This is a genomic window from Hoeflea sp. CAU 1731 (assembly GCF_039888615.1).
Classification (GTDB): Bacteria; Pseudomonadota; Alphaproteobacteria; order Rhizobiales; family Rhizobiaceae; genus Flavimaribacter.
On the sequence record NZ_JBDQQS010000009.1, the window covers coordinates 49,441 to 66,119 of the forward strand.

Annotated in this window: 8 protein-coding genes; 5 read left to right on the forward strand and 3 right to left on the reverse strand. The window is 61.4% G+C overall.

Annotation, left to right across the window (positions count from 1 at the left end):
• The first annotated feature begins 3 nt into the window (after nt 1-3).
• Nucleotides 4-1,005: a TIGR03842 family LLM class F420-dependent oxidoreductase gene (locus tag AAFN47_RS15455; protein ID WP_499810148.1), complete on the forward strand. Its 1,002-nt coding sequence runs from the start codon at nt 4-6 to the stop codon at nt 1,003-1,005.
• Between the two features lie 39 nt (nt 1,006-1,044).
• Here AAFN47_RS15455 and AAFN47_RS15460 read toward each other — a convergent pair whose 3' ends face one another.
• Nucleotides 1,045-1,827, reverse strand: a complete 783-nt coding sequence (locus AAFN47_RS15460; RefSeq protein WP_499810149.1) for a VOC family protein — start codon at nt 1,825-1,827, stop codon at nt 1,045-1,047.
• Nucleotides 1,828-2,014: 187 nt separating this feature from the next.
• Between AAFN47_RS15460 and AAFN47_RS15465 the strand changes: the two genes are divergently transcribed.
• Together AAFN47_RS15465 and pbpC are read left to right on the forward strand one after the other, a co-directional pair.
• Complete coding sequence (locus tag AAFN47_RS15465; RefSeq protein ID WP_499810150.1) at nt 2,015-7,525, forward strand: MG2 domain-containing protein; 5,511 nt, start codon at nt 2,015-2,017, stop codon at nt 7,523-7,525.
• Nucleotides 7,522-9,618 carry a penicillin-binding protein 1C gene (gene pbpC / locus AAFN47_RS15470; protein WP_499810151.1) on the forward strand — a complete coding sequence of 699 codons (2,097 nt, stop codon included), beginning with the start codon at nt 7,522-7,524 and terminating at the stop codon, nt 9,616-9,618. The genes AAFN47_RS15465 and pbpC overlap by 4 nt, the downstream gene beginning before the upstream one ends.
• A 372-nt stretch (nt 9,619-9,990) precedes the next feature.
• Here the strand turns inward: pbpC and AAFN47_RS15475 are convergent, their stop codons facing one another.
• A complete protein-coding gene (locus AAFN47_RS15475) occupies nt 9,991-11,133 on the reverse strand; it encodes a lytic murein transglycosylase (protein WP_499810152.1) in 1,143 nt (380 codons plus the stop codon).
• Nucleotides 11,134-11,387: 254 nt separating this feature from the next.
• Here AAFN47_RS15475 and AAFN47_RS15480 point away from each other — a divergent pair, with 254 nt between their 5' ends.
• Nucleotides 11,388-12,131, forward strand: a complete 744-nt coding sequence (locus tag AAFN47_RS15480) for a helix-turn-helix transcriptional regulator (RefSeq protein WP_499810153.1) — start codon at nt 11,388-11,390, stop codon at nt 12,129-12,131.
• 130 nt (nt 12,132-12,261) lie between these two features.
• On the forward strand, nt 12,262-15,726 hold the full coding sequence (pyc, locus tag AAFN47_RS15485; protein ID WP_499810154.1) for a pyruvate carboxylase: 3,465 nt from the start codon (nt 12,262-12,264) through the stop codon (nt 15,724-15,726).
• 10 nt (nt 15,727-15,736) lie between these two features.
• On the opposite strand, the gene AAFN47_RS15490 is transcribed toward pyc, so the two are convergent.
• Nucleotides 15,737-16,666, reverse strand: a complete 930-nt coding sequence (locus tag AAFN47_RS15490) for a diacylglycerol/lipid kinase family protein (protein WP_499810155.1) — start codon at nt 16,664-16,666, stop codon at nt 15,737-15,739.
• Nucleotides 16,667-16,679 lie beyond the last annotated feature (13 nt).

Consider the following 16,679-nt stretch of genomic DNA (forward strand, 5'->3'; position numbering starts at 1 on the left):
GAAATGCAGTTTGGAATTTGTTTCAAGGGCTTCATGAAGCCGGAAAGACAGCGCGCCATCGTCCGCCAGGCGGAAAATGGCGGCTTTGAATATTGCTGGTTCTACGACAGCCATATTCTGTGGCGCGAAAGCTTCGTGGCGATGGCCATGTGCATGGAGCACACCACGACCATGCGTTTTGGGCCATGCGTCACCAACCCAAATACGCGCGACTGGTCCAACGCCGCCAGCCTGTTCGGTTCGCTGGCCATGCAGTCGAACGGCCGGTTCGACATCGGTCTCGGCCGTGGCGACAGCGCCGTGCGCGTCATGGGCAAGAAGCCGGCGCCGCTGTCGCGGCTGGAGGAATTCACCCATGTCGTCAAGGCGCTGGTGCGCGGCGACGAAGCCCAGTACGGCGAATGTCCCGAGCCGGTGAAGTTCCCCTGGGCCTGGGGTTACGAACTGCCGGTCTGGGTAGCGGCTTACGGGCCGAAGGCGCTGAACTCCGCAGGACGGGTCGGCGACGGCCTGATACTGCAGATCGCTGATCCGGGCATCTGCAAATGGCTCGGCGACCAGGCGATCACCGCCGGCAAGGAAGCCGGACGCGACATGTCGAAATACGGAATCATGGCTGCGGCTCCGGCCTATACGGGACCGATCGAGAAAGGCCGCGAAGCCACCAAGTGGTTCCCCGCCATGGTCGGCAACCACGTCGCCGATATCGTCGAGAAATATGGCGCAGACACGGACCTCGTCCCGGCCAGCCTGACGTCCTATATCGAGAATCGCCGCGGTTACGACTATTCCAAGCATGGCCAGAGCGACAATCCGTATCTCGACTTCATCACCGACGAAATTGTCGACAGCTTCGCCGTGCTCGGCGAGCCGGAAGATCACATCGCCAAGCTGAAGGAACTGGAAGCCGCCGGCATTACCCAGTTCAACATCTATCTCGACAATGGCGACGAAGAACGAATCATCGCCGATTACGCCGAGAAGATCATCCCGGCGTTCCGGTAGGACAAGCGCAGGGGCAGGCGAATGCGCCTGCTCCCGCTATCAGCGCTTCGGCGCAACGAGCGAGAAGGCGGCGCCTTCCGGATCCATGCAGTTGACGATCCAGGCGCCGCCCGGAACCTCCATCGGTCCGTTCAGGATCGCGCCGCCGCCTGAAGTCACGCGGTCAGCCGCCGTGTCCAGCGTGTCGACACAGAAATAATAGCCCCATGCCGGCTTGGGCATTTCCGGCGTCTTCGTCATCATGCCGCCAATGTCTTTTCCGTCATGGGCAAAGAGCTGGTAGATGCCCAGCTCGCCCATATCCATAGCCTCGCCTTTCGTCCAGCCGAACATTGTCGCATAGAAGTCGAACGCCTCCGGGCCGTCGCCGGCGTAGAGCTCGGTCCATCCGACCGTGCCCTGCTCCGCTTCCTTTGGCATATCGGGAAGCGGCCCTTCCGGCAGGTTCGGTTTGAAGAGGTAGATCACGGCGCCGTGCGGGTCGGCGACCATGGCGAAGCGGCCGATTTCGGGAATATCCGTTCCCGGCATATGGACGGTTCCGCCATTTTCAGCGAAGAGCGCCGCCTTGGCGTCGACATCGTCGACGGCGACATAGCCGAACCAGGCCGGGCGGGCGCCGCCGTCCCGCATATCCTGTGTCAATCCAAGCATGCCGGCGGTCGGCATTTCGTAGCCGGGTATGGAGAATGTCGTATAGTCGCCGCCGGTCGGCGTCTGACCCATCGGCTGCGCCTGCCAGCCGATGACGTCCGTGTAGAAACGCGACGCCGCCTCCGTATTCTCAGTCATCAATTCGTACCAGACGAATGATCCCTCCATGAAACTCTCCTTCGCTCCTGTCCGCACTCTGTCGCGGCTCCGCTAAAAGGTTGATATCAACATAAAAAATCCATGTCAAACGGAAAGAGAGGCGCTGTATATCCATGGTTTCGAAAGATGTTGCCTTGAAATCAACCCGATTTCCTGCTGCTGTTGAAATATTGTTACAGGACGTATGGAGGATTTTATGAGCGGGCAGCCATTTGTTTCCCGAAGCCGGGTTCTGCGTTTCTTCCGCAACCGGCGATCGCCGATCCGGACGCTGGCGGCCGCCCTCCTGGTCCTGACGCCCGTTGGCCTGACAAGCGCCTATGGCGCCGATGAGCGGCGGATCGAGACCTTCGAAAACCAGGATTTCTTCGGCCATGACCTGCGCACCGAACGCGACGTCACGCTGGAAGAATGCAAGTCCGTCTGTCTGGCGGACGGACGCTGCAAGGCCTTCACCTACAACACCAACGCAGGATGGTGTTTTCTGAAGTCCGATTTCAGTCAGGCGCAGCCCTTCCTGGGCGCCGTTTCCGGACGTGTGGTGACTGTGGCCGCGGAACCCGATATCGGGCCGGCTGCTGTCCTTTCCTTCCTGCCCGAGGGTTATGTTCTGGAGGCGACCCGCTTTCGCACCACGCTGCCGCGCAGCGACGCCGGTTTTGCGCGGCTTGTCGCCGCCGCACAGCGTCAGATGCAGGCCCGCGACTATCAGCCCGCCATCGCAAACCTGAAAGCGGCGCTGTCGCATCAGCCGGACTCCATTCCGAGCTGGCTCGATCTTGCGCGAGCCGCTGCGGACAAGTTGAATCTCGATGGCTCCAACGACTGGCAGCTCAAGCAGACGGCGACAGCGGCTGCGCTGAACGCCTATCAGTTGACGCGCACGGCGACAGAGCGGGCGCAGGCGCTTGATCTTTTGGCCAAGGCGCTGGAAACACGCGAACAGTATCGCGCGGCCCTCGAATCCTACAAGGAGAGCCTGGCGCTTGTCGATTCGCAGCAGGTGCTTGCCGATTTTCAGGAACTGAAAGCCCGCAAGGGTTTCCGCGTTGTCGAACACGTCGTCGAGGCCGACGGGCGAACCGGCCGGATCTGCGTGCGGCTCTCCGATCCTCTCGTCAAATCCGGTGTCGATTACGCCTCCTTCGTCACCGTGGATGATCAGCCAGCCACAGCGATCAACGCAAGCGGCAATGAAGTCTGCGTCGAAGGTCTGGAGCACGGCCGCGAATACCACCTCACACTGCGGCCGGGCCTGCCCGCCGCCGTCGGCGAGGTGCTGGAGCGCCCGATCGTCATCAACGCCTATGTTCGCGACCGCGCGCCGTCGGTGCGCTTTACAGGCGACAGCTTCGTGCTGCCGAATTCGACCCGTCACGGCATTCCTGTCGTCAGCGTCAATACCTCCCAAGTGGAGATCCGGCTTTACAGGATCGGCGATCGTTCCCTGGCGTCGCTTTTGTCCGGATCGCAGTTCCTGCGGCAGCTCGACGCCTATGACGCTTCCGGAATACGCGATGATCTTGGTGAAGAGGTCTGGGAAGGGACGCTTGACGTCAGCCCGGCGCTGAACGCGGAGGTCATCACCGGCTTTCCGGTCGACGAGGCCTTGCCGGAGCGGCGCCCTGGCGTCTACGTCATGACGGCCACGGCGAAGGGTGCGCAACTGGATAACTGGTCGGACCGGGCGACGCAATGGTTCGTGGTCTCGGATATTGGGCTGTCGACCTATACGGGCGCGGATGGAATGTCGGTCTTCGCGCGGTCGTTTGCGACCGCCGAACCATCGGCGGGCGTCACCCTGAAATTGCTTGCCCGCAACAACGAGGTATTGGGCGAAGCGGTCACCGACGATCAGGGAAGGGCGCACTTCCCGTCCGGTTACGTGCGCGGACAGGCGGGGCTGGCGCCTGCCGTCCTGACCGCGGCGGACGGAAACGACGATTTTGTCTTTCTCGATTTGACGCGCGCCGGTTTCGACCTTTCGGACCGCGGCGTCACCGGCCGTCCGTCGCCCGGGCCGATCGATCTCTATGCATGGACGGAACGCGGCATCTACCGCGCCGGGGAGACTGTCCACCTGGCGGCGCTCGCCCGTGACGACGCGGCCGCCGCGATCGGCGACATGCCGCTGACATTCATCGTGACGCGTCCGGACGGCAAGGAGTCGCAACGTTTCGTTGAGACCGGCGGCGCGGCGGGCGGATACGAACTGGATCTCGACCTGCCTCAAAACGCAATGCACGGCGCCTGGACGGTGGGTATCCATTCCGACCCCGATGGACCTGCGCTTTCTGAAAAGATGTTCCTGGTCGAGGATTTCCGACCCGACAGGATCGAATTTGATCTCGACGCGCCGACAGCGCCGCTTGCGCCGGGCGACCTGGCGGAAGTCGGCGTCGACGGCCGTTATCTCTATGGCGCGCCTGCTTCCGGTCTGGCGCTCGAGGCTGATTTGAAGGTCAAGTCGGTTCGCGAACGCGCTGATGCGCCGGGTTTCCTCTTCGGCCTCGCTGAAGAAGACGACATATCCGCGCAGATTCCGGTCAATCAGCCGGCGCCGCTCGATGCGCAGGGGCAGGGAACGGTCGACATTGCGTTGTCCGGCCTCCCGGCGTCGACGCGGCTGCTCGTCGCAGACCTGACCGTCAGGATGCGCGAAGGCGGCGGCCGGGCGGTCGAGCGCAACGCCTCGATGCCGGTTTCGCCGGCCGGAGTCATGATCGGCGTGCGTCCGCAGTTCGCGAACGGCAAGCTTGCCGAAAACACCGTCGCCGGCTTCCAGGTCGCCGCTTTCGCTCCCGATGGCGCCCGGCAGGCGCTTGGCGACGTGTCCTGGTCGCTCAAGCGGATCGAGCGACACTATCAATGGTATTCGGCGGGCGGACGATGGCGTTACGAGCCGGTCGAGTTCACGAAGGACATCGACAATGGTCGGATTGTGCTGTCAGCGGATGCGGTGTCGGAAATTTCCGTTCCGGTCGGCTGGGGCCGTTACCGGCTCGATCTGGAAACGGACGACGCAATGGGTCCGGCCACCAGCGTCGAGTTCACCGCCGGTTGGTATGTCAGCGCCGCCTCCACCGAAACGCCGGACGGGCTGGAAATCGCGCTCGACGGGGAAAGCTACGAGCCGGGCCAGACGGCGAAGCTCAATATTTCGCCGCGCTTTGCAGGCGTCGCTTTGATCACGGTCGCCAATGATCGCATGCGCGAAGTCCTGACGGCGCCGGTTCCGGCCGACGGCGCGGTGATCGATCTGCCAGTCGGCGACGACTGGGGCGCCGGCGCCTATGTTACGGTCACCCTCTTCCGCCCCGGCGACGATGTTGAAACGCGGCTGCCGTCTCGGGCGATCGGGGTGAAGTGGCTGACGATCGATCCGGGTGACCGGGTTCTCGACGTCGCCCTCGATATTCCGGACATGATTCGACCCGACCAGGTGCTCAGCGTGCCGGTAACGATTTCAGGCGCCGGCGCGGGCGAGGCCCGGTTTACGCTGGCGGCTGTCGATGTCGGCATCCTCAATCTTACGGCCTACGAGCCGCCGGATCCTGAGGCGTGGTATTTCGGCCAGCGCCGTCTCGGCATCGAGATCAGGGACCTGTTCGGCCGGCTCATCGACGGCTCCCAGGGCGTGATGGGCGCCATCCGCACAGGCGGCGACGGACCGGGCATGGTGCAACAGGGAAGTCCGCCAAAGCAGAAGCTGGTCTCGTTGTTCTCCGGCGTCGTCGAGACAGACGAAAACGGGGAGGCGACAGTCGATTTCGCCATCCCTCAATTCAACGGCTCGCTGAAGCTGATGGCGGTCGCCTGGACGGCTGCCGGCGTTGGCCAGGCGAACAGGGAACTGATCGTCCGTGACCCGGTGGTTATTACCACCAGCCTGCCGAAATTCCTTGCTCCGGAGGATGTTTCGGAATTGCGGATCGATCTCGCCAATACGGACGGCCCCGCGGGTCCTTACACGATTTCGGTTGATGTCGGCGAGGCGATCGAACTCGACGCAACGGAACTGCCTGAGACCATCGAATTGGCGCGAGGCGAAAAGACGACGCTGGTCGCCGGTCTGAAAGCAATTCGACCGGGCGTCTCCGATATCGTCCTGCATCTGAGCGGGCCTGACGGGTTGAACCTGGTGCATGAAGAGCAGCTAGGGGTGCGGCCGGGCGTGTTGCCCGTGACGACGCGCATGGAGTTGCCGCTCGCCGCCAATGGCGGTTCGGCGGTCATCGACAGCGAATTGCTCGCGGCAAGTTACCTGCAAGGCGCGACAGTGACCATCGACGTGTCCGGTTCCGGGATCGATGTGCCGGCGCTTCTCATGTCGCTGGATCGGTACCCCTATGGCTGCGCGGAGCAGACCACCAGCCGCGCCCTGCCGCTTCTCTATCTGAGTGAACTTGATGCGCCGGAATCGCTGTTGCGCGACGTAGGCGTTCGCGAGCGTGTCGAAAAGGCGATCGCCCGCGTTCTTTCCTACCAGTCTGCGGGAGGAAGTTTCGGCCTCTGGGGACCCGGTGAGGGAGACCTGTGGCTCGATTCCTATGTTTCGGATTTCCTGACGCGCGCTGTCGAAACCGGATATGACGTGCCGGATCAGGCCATGCGCCTGTCGCTCGACAATCTCCAGAACCGGCTTTCCTACACCAACGATCTGGAAGACGACGGCGACGCGATCGCCTATGCGCTTTATGTTCTCGCCCGCAACAAGCGCGCCTCGGCTGGCGACCTTCGCTACTACGCCGACACCCGAATCGGCGATTTCAGTTCGGCTATGGCCCGGGCGCAGATCGCTGCGGCGCTTTCCATCTATGGCGATGTGGAACGGTCGTCGAGGGCGTTCGATTCGGCCTGGTTCCTTGCATCCGGCGTCGAGCAGGCGAGCCGTCAGGCTTCCTGGTTTGCATCGCCGCTTCGGGACGACGCGGCAATGCTGGCGCTTGCCGGCGAAAGTCGGCCCGCCCCGGCGGAAATCGGAGACATGATCAAGCTCGTATCGGACGGTCAGAGGCGCAAGCCCGCCCAGTCCACGCAGGAGCAAGCCTGGATGCTGCTTGCGGCCCGCGCCGTTCAGGAAACCAATGCCGATCTGTCTCTGGAGGTCGATGGCGTCGCCCATGGAGGCAGTTATCGCGCGGAGATCGACGGGGAGGAGCTGGCGGTTAATCCGGTGCGGATCGAAAATACCGGGACCGAACCTGTCAACGCGATGGTGACGGCCGTCGCCGCGCCGCTTCAGCCGCCATCGGCGTCCGGCAATGGTTACAGAATAGAGCGTGGCTATTACGATCTTGAGGGTCAACCGGCCAGCATTGATCAGGTGGAGCAGAACCAGCGTTTCGTCGCCGTGATCACAGTCACCAAGGACAATCCGTTGCCGGCCCAGATCATCGTGACGGATCTGCTTCCGGCGGGACTGGAGATCGACAATCCACGGCTTGTCGACAGCGCGCAATTGAGCGGCTTCTCCTGGCTCGGAGAAACCAAGGCGGCGCATACGGAATTCCGCGACGATCGTTTCGCGGCCGCCTTTGAGACCGGATACAAAGCCGGCGAAGTATTCAGGATGGCCTATGTCGTTCGGGCTGTCTCGCCGGGCCTCTACACCCACCCGGCGGCCCATGTGGAGGACATGTATCGGCCGGATTACTCCGCCCGCACGGCGACGCGGTGGATGGAGGTCAAGGGCGCTGGCCAATGAAACCGGGCAGGCTCATACGCTGGACCGGTTTTGCAGGCGCTTGCGCGCTTGCTCTGGCGTTCCTTGCCTGGCCGGCGGCGATTTGGCTGGATAATGCCTATCCGCCGCCGCTCGCCGGTTACGATCGATTGTCGCCCGAGGTTACGGATCGCGAAGGCCGATTGCTCAGGGCCTTCGTTAATCCGGACGGACGCTGGCGGTTGCCGGTCACGCTGGCTGAAGTCGATCCCGATTTCATCGATCTTCTGATTTCCTATGAGGACCGGCGATTCTACGATCATCCCGGGATTGATCCTCTCGCCATGGGCCGCGCGCTTTGGCAGATGGCGCTGCACCGCCGGATTGTCTCGGGCGGTTCGACGATAACCATGCAGGCGGCTCGCCTGCTCGAGCCGCGGCCGGACAGGACCGTGGGCGCGAAAATCCTGCAGATGGCGCGGGCGTTGCAGCTCGAGAGACGCCTTTCCAAGGCCGAGATTCTGCAGCTCTACCTGACGCTTGCGCCCTATGGCGGCAATCTGGAAGGCGTGCGATCCGCGTCGCTTTCCTATTTCTCGAAAGAGCCGGCGGGCCTGTCGCTTGAGGAAATGGCGCTGCTTGTCGCCTTGCCGCAATCGCCTGAAACACGACGCCCGGACCGCTTTCCCGAACGTGCGCGCGACGCCAGCCTGAGAGTGATCGAGAGGGCCGCCATGACCGGCCTGATCGCCGAAGGCGAGCGCGATCGGGTGGCCGGTCTGCAATACAGGGCGCGCAAACATCCGCTGCCTTCGCTTGCGCCGCATCTCGCCCGTCGCGCATTGCTAGGCGCGCCTGACAAGGTCCGCATATCGACAAGTCTCGTACGGCCGGTGCAACAGCGGCTCCAGAGCCTTGCCGCCGGCGCGGCCAAACGCATTGGCCCGAATATCTCGGTCGCCATTGTAATGGCCGACAGCCGCGACGGATCCGTGCTGGCGGAAGTCGGCTCCGCCGATATCTTCGATGCAAGCCGCGACGGCTGGATCGACATGACGACCGCCGTGCGCTCGCCCGGATCGACCTTGAAACCCTTCATCTACGGCCTGGCGTTTCAGGAAGGTCTCGTCATGCCGGAAACGGTCATTGCCGACAGGCCGGCCGATTTCAGCGGCTATCGCCCGCAGAATTTCGACATGACCTTCCAGGGCGACGTCACGGTGCGCAGGGCGCTGCAAATGTCGCTGAACGTGCCCGCGGTGCGCTTGCTTGAAGGCGTCGGGCCGCAGCGACTTACAGCAATGATGCGCCGCGCCGGCGCCGCCTACAGTTTTAGCGGAGAGGAGGCGCCAGGCCTTTCTGTCGGTCTCGGCGGCCTCGGCATGAGCCTGAAGGACCTTGTGCAGCTCTATAGCGGGCTTGCGGTCGCGCCCGGTCGTGCTTTGCAGCCGCTGAACAATGGCATTGATCCCGAGCGGCCGGGCTCCGGAAACGGTCCCCTCATGGAGGCGCCGGCGATCTGGCATGTCACCGATATTCTGCGCGAACTGGCGCCGCCTGCCGGTTCCGCCAATGTCGATATCGCGTACAAAACCGGCACCAGTTACGGATATCGCGACGCCTGGGCGATCGGCTATGACGGTCGCTACGTGATCGGCGTCTGGGTCGGTCGGCCCGACAATGGCGCAGTTCCCGGATTGACCGGCTTCACCGCCGCCGCTCCCGTTCTCTTCGACGCCTTCGTCAGGTCAGGCGTCGATCATGCCGCCTTCACGCCGGCGCCGGCCGGCGCGGTGCGTCTGGCGCGCCAGGAATTGCCGCCGGCCATGCGGTTCTATCGTGGCGCTGGCGAAGCGGCGGCTTCGAGGGGCGCGGTGGAGACAGCTCCGCACATCGCCTATCCGCCCGCAGGCGCCCGTATCGCGCTCAGTTGGGGTCAACAGGCCTACAGTCCTCTGATCGTCAAGTTGCAGGGCGGACGCCCGCCGTTCCGCTGGCTCGCCAATGGCCGCCCGCTTGACGAGCCGGGTCGGCGGCGAGATCTCACCTGGATGCCTGACGGACCGGGCAGCGCGAACATCCTGGTTATCGACGCAGCAGGACGCGCGGCGCAGGTCGATGTCTTCGTGGAGTGATTTAGCGGCGGACCGGCGCGCAGAACAAAGCATGAATTCGCAGCTGCATTTTTGCGCTGAATGTGCTATACTAACGACGTTGCGCAAGCCTTGAAGTTCGAGCGGTTCACGACAATCAAACGCAAAAATCGCGGATTCCCGAAACAAAGCCAAATGCAATTTTTATGGAGATCGGCGATTCCCGAAACAAAGCCAGATTGAGTTTTGCCTGTGATTTGCCGGAATCCCGAAACAAAGCCAGATTGAATTTTTACCGCGGTTTGTCGAAATCCCGAAACAAAGCCAGAATTTTCCTTCGAGGCGCTATCGCACCCGAGAAATCTTATAACTATAAGATATTATTGCTATTTTTATGAAATTAGCAGGCGATCGCTAATTGAACACCGCGTTGTAGACGTCCTCATCCATGTGGCCGTCCGGCGTCATGCCGTTGCGGGCCTGATACATGCGGATGACTTCGCGCATCGGCAGGTTCACGCGGCCGTCGGTCCGCGGCACCGGATAGCCCATCTTCTTCAGTTCGTGCTGAAGGGCGACGCGCTCTTCCTTGTTGAGCGGCCGCTCGACGTTCCAGGTTCCGCTGAAGGAAGGCGTCCGGTCGGCGATCCGGTCGGCGAGATGCGCCACCGCCAGCGCATAGGCGTCGGAGAAATTGTACTCCTTGATGACGAAGAAGTTGTCGGTCACCAGAAAGGCGAGGCCTTCGACGCCGCTCGGAAAGAACAGCGTCGCGTCGCCCTTCGACGGCAGCGGCTTGCCGTCCGTGCGCACGACGCCGCGTCGCGTCCAGCCCGCAAAACTGTCGTCCGCCTTTGTCAGGTCGATGCTTTTCGGCAGCGTGACCTGATAGCCCCAGGGCGCGCCGGGCTTCCAGCCTTTCTGCTTGAGGTAATTGGCGGCCGAGGCGAGCGCATCCGCCTCGCTGGACCACAGATCGCGCTTGCCGTCTCCGGAATGGTCGACCGCGTATTCGATGAAACTGGATGGCATGAACTGGGTCTGACCGACCGCGCCGGCCCAGGATCCGCGCATCTGGCTCCGGCTCATTTTCTCGGTCTGCAGGACAAGGAGAGCGTTCACGAATTCCTTCTCGAAAAGATCCCTGCGATAACCGGCATACGCGAGCGACGCTATGGACCGGAGCGTATCGCTCTTCCCAATGTAGCCGCCATAATTCGTTTCCATGCCCCAGATGGAAACGAGCACGTAGCGGTCGACGCCGTATTTGCGTTCAATACCGTCGAGGGTGCGCTGATACTTTTTGGCCTTGGCGCGACCGTTGCTGACCTGGGCCGACGTGACGCGCTTGTCGAGATACTGTCCGATCGACCGTTTGAATTCCGGTTGCGATTTGGTCAGGCCGACGAGCTTGCTGTCATACGTCATGCCTTTCGTTGCGGCGTGGAACGTGTCCCAGCTCACGCCCGCTGCGGCTGCGGCCGGATAGAGAGATTCGACGTAATTCTCGAATTTCGGTTTTGCCGCGGCGATGTCGAATACTGTCAGCGTGGTCACGAGAACAGTCAAGGCACGAAAGATTAGGCGCAATTTTATCATGTGTTGAGAATAGCAGAAGCGAAAGCGCCCCGATAGCGTCAGGGTAAGGTCGCATAAAGAGAAACAAGTGGATTTGCTCCGCGCTGTATTCTACCTGTCATCTTAACTGGATAGTAGAATGTGAGAGTAGGTTGATGTCCAGACTGGTAGTTTGCTTCGTCTGAGCTTAGTATTGTGCCGGCGGGCTGGAATGAAAAACAAGCAAGTGAATAATGACATCACCTAGACTCGCGACCCTGACGGAATTCACGGCGCAGCTACCTGAAATCGAGACGGTCAACGAGGTGATCAGTGGTCTCGACGCGGTCATGAATGCCTTCGATATCCGATTTTATGTTATCGTTCGGCATCCGGCCTTTTCCCGCGATCTCATTGGTCAGGTTCTTGCCGGACGCTGGCCCGATGGATGGCCGGAACGGTATATCGCAAAGAACTATGTGCTTGTCGATCCGATCGTCCGATACATGGGCCGGTCGCAGGTCGGCTTCAACTGGGCGGATGCGATCCTCGCCTACCATTCCGACCCGGATTACAGCCGTATGCAGAGAATGATGCTCGACGCATTCAAGCACGGACTTGAGGGCGGATACGCCTTTCCCATACACGGCCGGGGGGGGCTGGTCGGCAATATGAGCCTCAGTGGTCGGGCGGCGGAACTCAAAACGAATGAACTGCAGGCTTTCGACACATTGGCGAAATACGCCTTCTGGCGCCTGCAGGAACTGGCGGGATCAGACGAGGGCAGGCCATCCTACACCGATCCGCATCTCACCGTGCGTGAAAAGCAGATCCTGGCCTTTCTCGGCGACGGTCTGACGTCCAACGAGATCGCGTCGGAACTGGAATTGTCACGGCATACGGTGGACTGGCATATGGGTTCGCTGCAGGAAAAACTGCAGGCGAAGAACCGCCATCATACGATTGCGATAGCATTTCGTCTCGGGCTTATTTCCTGATATTGCTAGGAAAATTTGCCCTATAAAAAATATTGCGACGCAAAAATTCCTTGACTTTACCCACCGGATCCGTGGCTTAATAGCCGATGCGTCTTAAGGCGCGTTGATGTCTGGATACGGAGCAGTCCTCTTGCCGATTTCGAAAATTCTCGTCGCCAACCGCTCGGAAATTGCCATTCGCGTCTTTCGCGCCGCCAACGAGCTGGAACTGCAAACCGTGGCTGTGTGGGCAGAAGAAGACAAACTCGCTCTCCACCGGTTCAAGGCCGACGAATCCTATCAGGTCGGGCGCGGTCCTCATCTCGAGATGAATCTCGGGCCGATCGAAAGCTATCTGTCGATCGAGGAAATGATTCGGGTCGCCAGGCTTTCCGGAGCCGACGCGATCCATCCAGGCTACGGACTTCTGTCCGAAAGTCCGGAATTCGCTGAAGCATGCGCCGAGGCGGGCATCGTCTTTATTGGTCCAACACCGGACACGATGCGTCGCCTGGGCAACAAGGTTGCCGCCCGCAATCTCGCCATGGAGGTCGGCGTGCCGGTGGTGCCGGCGACGGCCCCGTTGCCGGACGACATGGACGAAATCGCCCGCATGGCCGAGGAGATCGGCTATCCCGTTATGTTGAAAGCGTCCTGGGGCGGCGGCGGGCGCGGCATGCGGGCCATTCGTTCAGCCGATGATCTCGCCCGCGAGGTCACGGAAGCCAAGCGGGAGGCGAAGGCGGCCTTCGGCAAGGACGAGGTGTACCTCGAAAAACTGGTCGAGCGCGCGAGACACGTCGAAGTGCAGCTGCTTGGCGACACCCACGGCAACGTCGTGCATCTCTTCGAGCGCGATTGTTCAATCCAGAGGCGCAACCAGAAGGTCGTGGAGCGCGCGCCGGCGCCCTATCTCTCCGATGAGCAGCGCAGTGAAATAGCCGGATACGCAATCGAAATCGGCAAGGCGACCGATTATATCGGCGCCGGCACGGTCGAGTTCCTGATGGATGCGGACACTGGGGCGTTCTATTTCATTGAGGTCAATCCACGCATCCAGGTCGAACATACGGTGACGGAGGAAGTCACCGGCATCGACATCGTCAAGGCGCAGATACACATTCTTGATGGTTTCGCCATCGGCTCCGAGGGCTCCGGAGTTCCTGCGCAGGGCGATATCAAGCTCAACGGAAACGCCCTGCAGTGTCGGATCACGACCGAGGATCCGGAGCAGAATTTCATTCCGGACTATGGCCGAATCACCGCCTATCGCGGGGCGACCGGATTTGGAATCAGGCTTGACGGCGGAACCGCCTATTCCGGCGCGGTGATCACCCGCTTCTACGATCCCCTTTTGGAAAAGGTCACGGCGTGGGCGCCGACTCCGGAAGAGGTGATCAGTCGCATGGACCGCGCTCTCAGGGAGTTCCGCATCCGCGGCGTGGCGACAAATCTGACGTTTCTTGAAGCCATCATCGGACATCCGAAATTTCGCGACAACAGCTATACGACGAAGTTTATTGACACGACGCCGGAACTGTTCGAACAGGTGGGCCGCCGCGACCGCGCGACGCGGCTCCTGACATATATCGCCGACGTTACGGTCAACGGTCATCCAGAAACGCGCGGTCGCGCAACGCCGCCGGAGACAGCGCCGCCGCAGGTCCCCTTCGCCGGCGGCGAAGTTCCGGATGGAACCAAGCAGAAACTCGACGCGCTCGGTCCGAAAAAATTCGCTGAATGGATGCGGGCGCAATATCGCATCCTGGTGACCGACACCACCATGCGGGACGGCCATCAATCGCTGCTGGCGACACGCATGCGCACCTATGACATCGCCCGCATTGCCGGAACCTATGCGCGGTCCCTGCCGGAATTGTTTTCGCTGGAATGCTGGGGCGGAGCGACCTTCGACGTGTCGATGCGGTTCCTGACCGAGGATCCCTGGGAGCGGCTGGAACTCATTCGCGAGGGCGCGCCCAATATCCTTCTGCAGATGCTCCTGCGCGGCGCCAATGGCGTCGGCTACACCAACTATCCTGACAATGTGGTCAGGCATTTCGTGCGCCAGGCCGCTGCCGGCGGCATAGATCTTTTCCGCGTATTCGACTGCCTCAACTGGGTGGAAAACATGCGTGTCGCGATGGACGCGGTGTGCGAGGAGGACAAGCTCTGCGAGGCGGCGATCTGCTACACGGGAGACATCCTGAGTTCGGCGCGACCGAAATACGACATCAAATACTATGTAAATCTTGCCCGGGAACTGGCGGACGCTGGCGCGCATATCATCGCCGTTAAGGATATGGCCGGGCTGCTAAAGCCGGCCGCTGCGGCGCCGCTCTTCAAAGCGCTGCGGGAAGCGACAGACCTTCCAATCCACTTCCATACGCATGATACGTCCGGCATCGCGGCCGCCACGGTTCTCGCCGCCGTCGAAGCCGGCGTGGACGCCGTGGATGCTGCGATGGACGCGCTGTCCGGCAACACATCGCAGCCCTGTCTCGGATCGATCGTCGAAGCCTTGCGCGGCACGGAACGTGATCCTGGCCTTGATCCGGAATGGATACGACGCATTTCATTCTACTGGGAATCGGTGCGCTCGCAGTACGCCGCTTTCGAAAGCGATCTGAAAGGACCGGCGTCGGAGGTCTATCTACACGAGATGCCAGGCGGACAGTTCACCAATCTGAAGGAGCAGGCGCGCTCGCTCGGTCTCGAAACGCGCTGGCACGAAGTCGCCCAGGCCTACGCGGACGCCAACCGGATGTTCGGCGACATCGTCAAGGTGACGCCGTCGTCCAAAGTTGTCGGCGACATGGCGCTGATGATGGTTTCACAGGATCTTTCCGTCGCCAATGTCGAAGATCCGGCGCGCGACGTGTCGTTCCCCGATTCTGTCGTTTCCATGATGCGCGGCGATCTCGGACAACCGCCCGGCGGTTGGCCGGAGGCCTTGCAGAAGAAAATTCTGAAGTCGGACAAACCCTACACGGAACGTCCGGGTTCGCTGCTTGAAGACGCTGATCTCGATGCGGAGCGCAAGACGGTCGAGGACCTCGTCGAACGCGAGGTCAGCGAGTACGAGTTGTCATCCTACCTCATGTATCCGAAGGTGTTCACCGACTACGCGTACGCGCGCAAGACCTACGGGCCCGTTTCCATTCTTCCGACGCCGACATATTTCTACGGTCTTCCGGCCGGCGAGGAGATGTTTGTTGACCTCGAAAAGGGTAAAACCCTTGTGGTTCGCAATCTGGCGATTGGGGAGCCGAACGAGAAGGGCATGGTCACCGTGTTCTTCGAACTCAATGGTCAACCGCGTCGCATCCTGGTTCCCGACCGCATCCACGGTGCAGCTGCCTCGGCGCAACGTCGAAAGGTCGATCCGACCAACGAGGCCCATGTCGGTGCGCCGATGCCTGGCGTCGTCTCCTCGGTGGCTGTGGCCGCAGGACAGGAGGTCAAGGCCGGCGACGTGCTCCTTTCCATCGAGGCGATGAAGATGGAAACCGCGCTGCATGCCGAGCGTGACGGCGCGGTGCAGGAGGTTCTCGTAGCCTCCGGCGACCAGATCGACGCCAAGGATTTGCTGATCGTCTACGCCTCGGCGGAGTAGGAACCGCGGATCATTGCCGTAAACGTAGCGCTCCGGGCAGAATTTTGAATTCGGCCCGGAGGTATCCGGGTGATTCGCCGTCGATATCGATTGCGACCCGGTTCGGGCTTTCTGAAACGGTTTCGGCGATTAAACGACGCCCGCTGAAAAAGGCGATGCTTGGATGTGTCGTATGAGCGCCGGAATAGACCAGCGGCAATTGGCCAATCAGCTGCAGTTTCGGCGTCTTCTTCAGCACCATGATTTCGAATGCGCCGCTGTCGAGCCGCGCATTCGGAGCGACATGCATGCCGCCGCCGAAAAAGCGCCCGTTCGCCACCACAGTCAGGGATTGATCAATTACGAAGGATGGTCGGTTGTCGATCGACATCCGTATTGTAGATGGTCGATGCCGCCATACTGACGTTATCGTAGCAAGCAGGTAGGCAAGCGTTCCGGGCAGTACATTCGCCGAAGACGTGGCGTTGACGACGCGACAGACCTCTCCGGATAGGCCGAAACCGGCGGCGTTGATGAAAAGCCGGCTCGCCTGGTCGCCAGTTTCACTGCTGAAGGTGACTTTTCCAAGATCGATCGGTCTGACATCGCTCTCGGCAATGCGCTGCACCGGATCAGGCGATGGCTGTCCGAGGCTTCGGACGAAATCGCAGCCGGTGCCGCTGGCCAGCGCCGCAAAGGCGCAGCTCTCCGGCATATTACCGTTTGCATCGGGAAATCCGTTTACAGCCTCGCCGAAAGTACCGTCGCCGCCCACGGCGATGACCAGCGTCGCGCCGCCCTCGATAGCAGCGCGGACGAGGCGCGTTGCATCGCCTGCCACTTTGGTCACGGCCTGGTCAAAGGGTCCAAGCGCTTTGTGGATGCGGTCAGACAGAGTAGGCCATCGCCGTCCTGTCCGCCCGTTGCCTGCACGCGGATTTACGACAACGAATATGCTCATGCCGTTACGATCG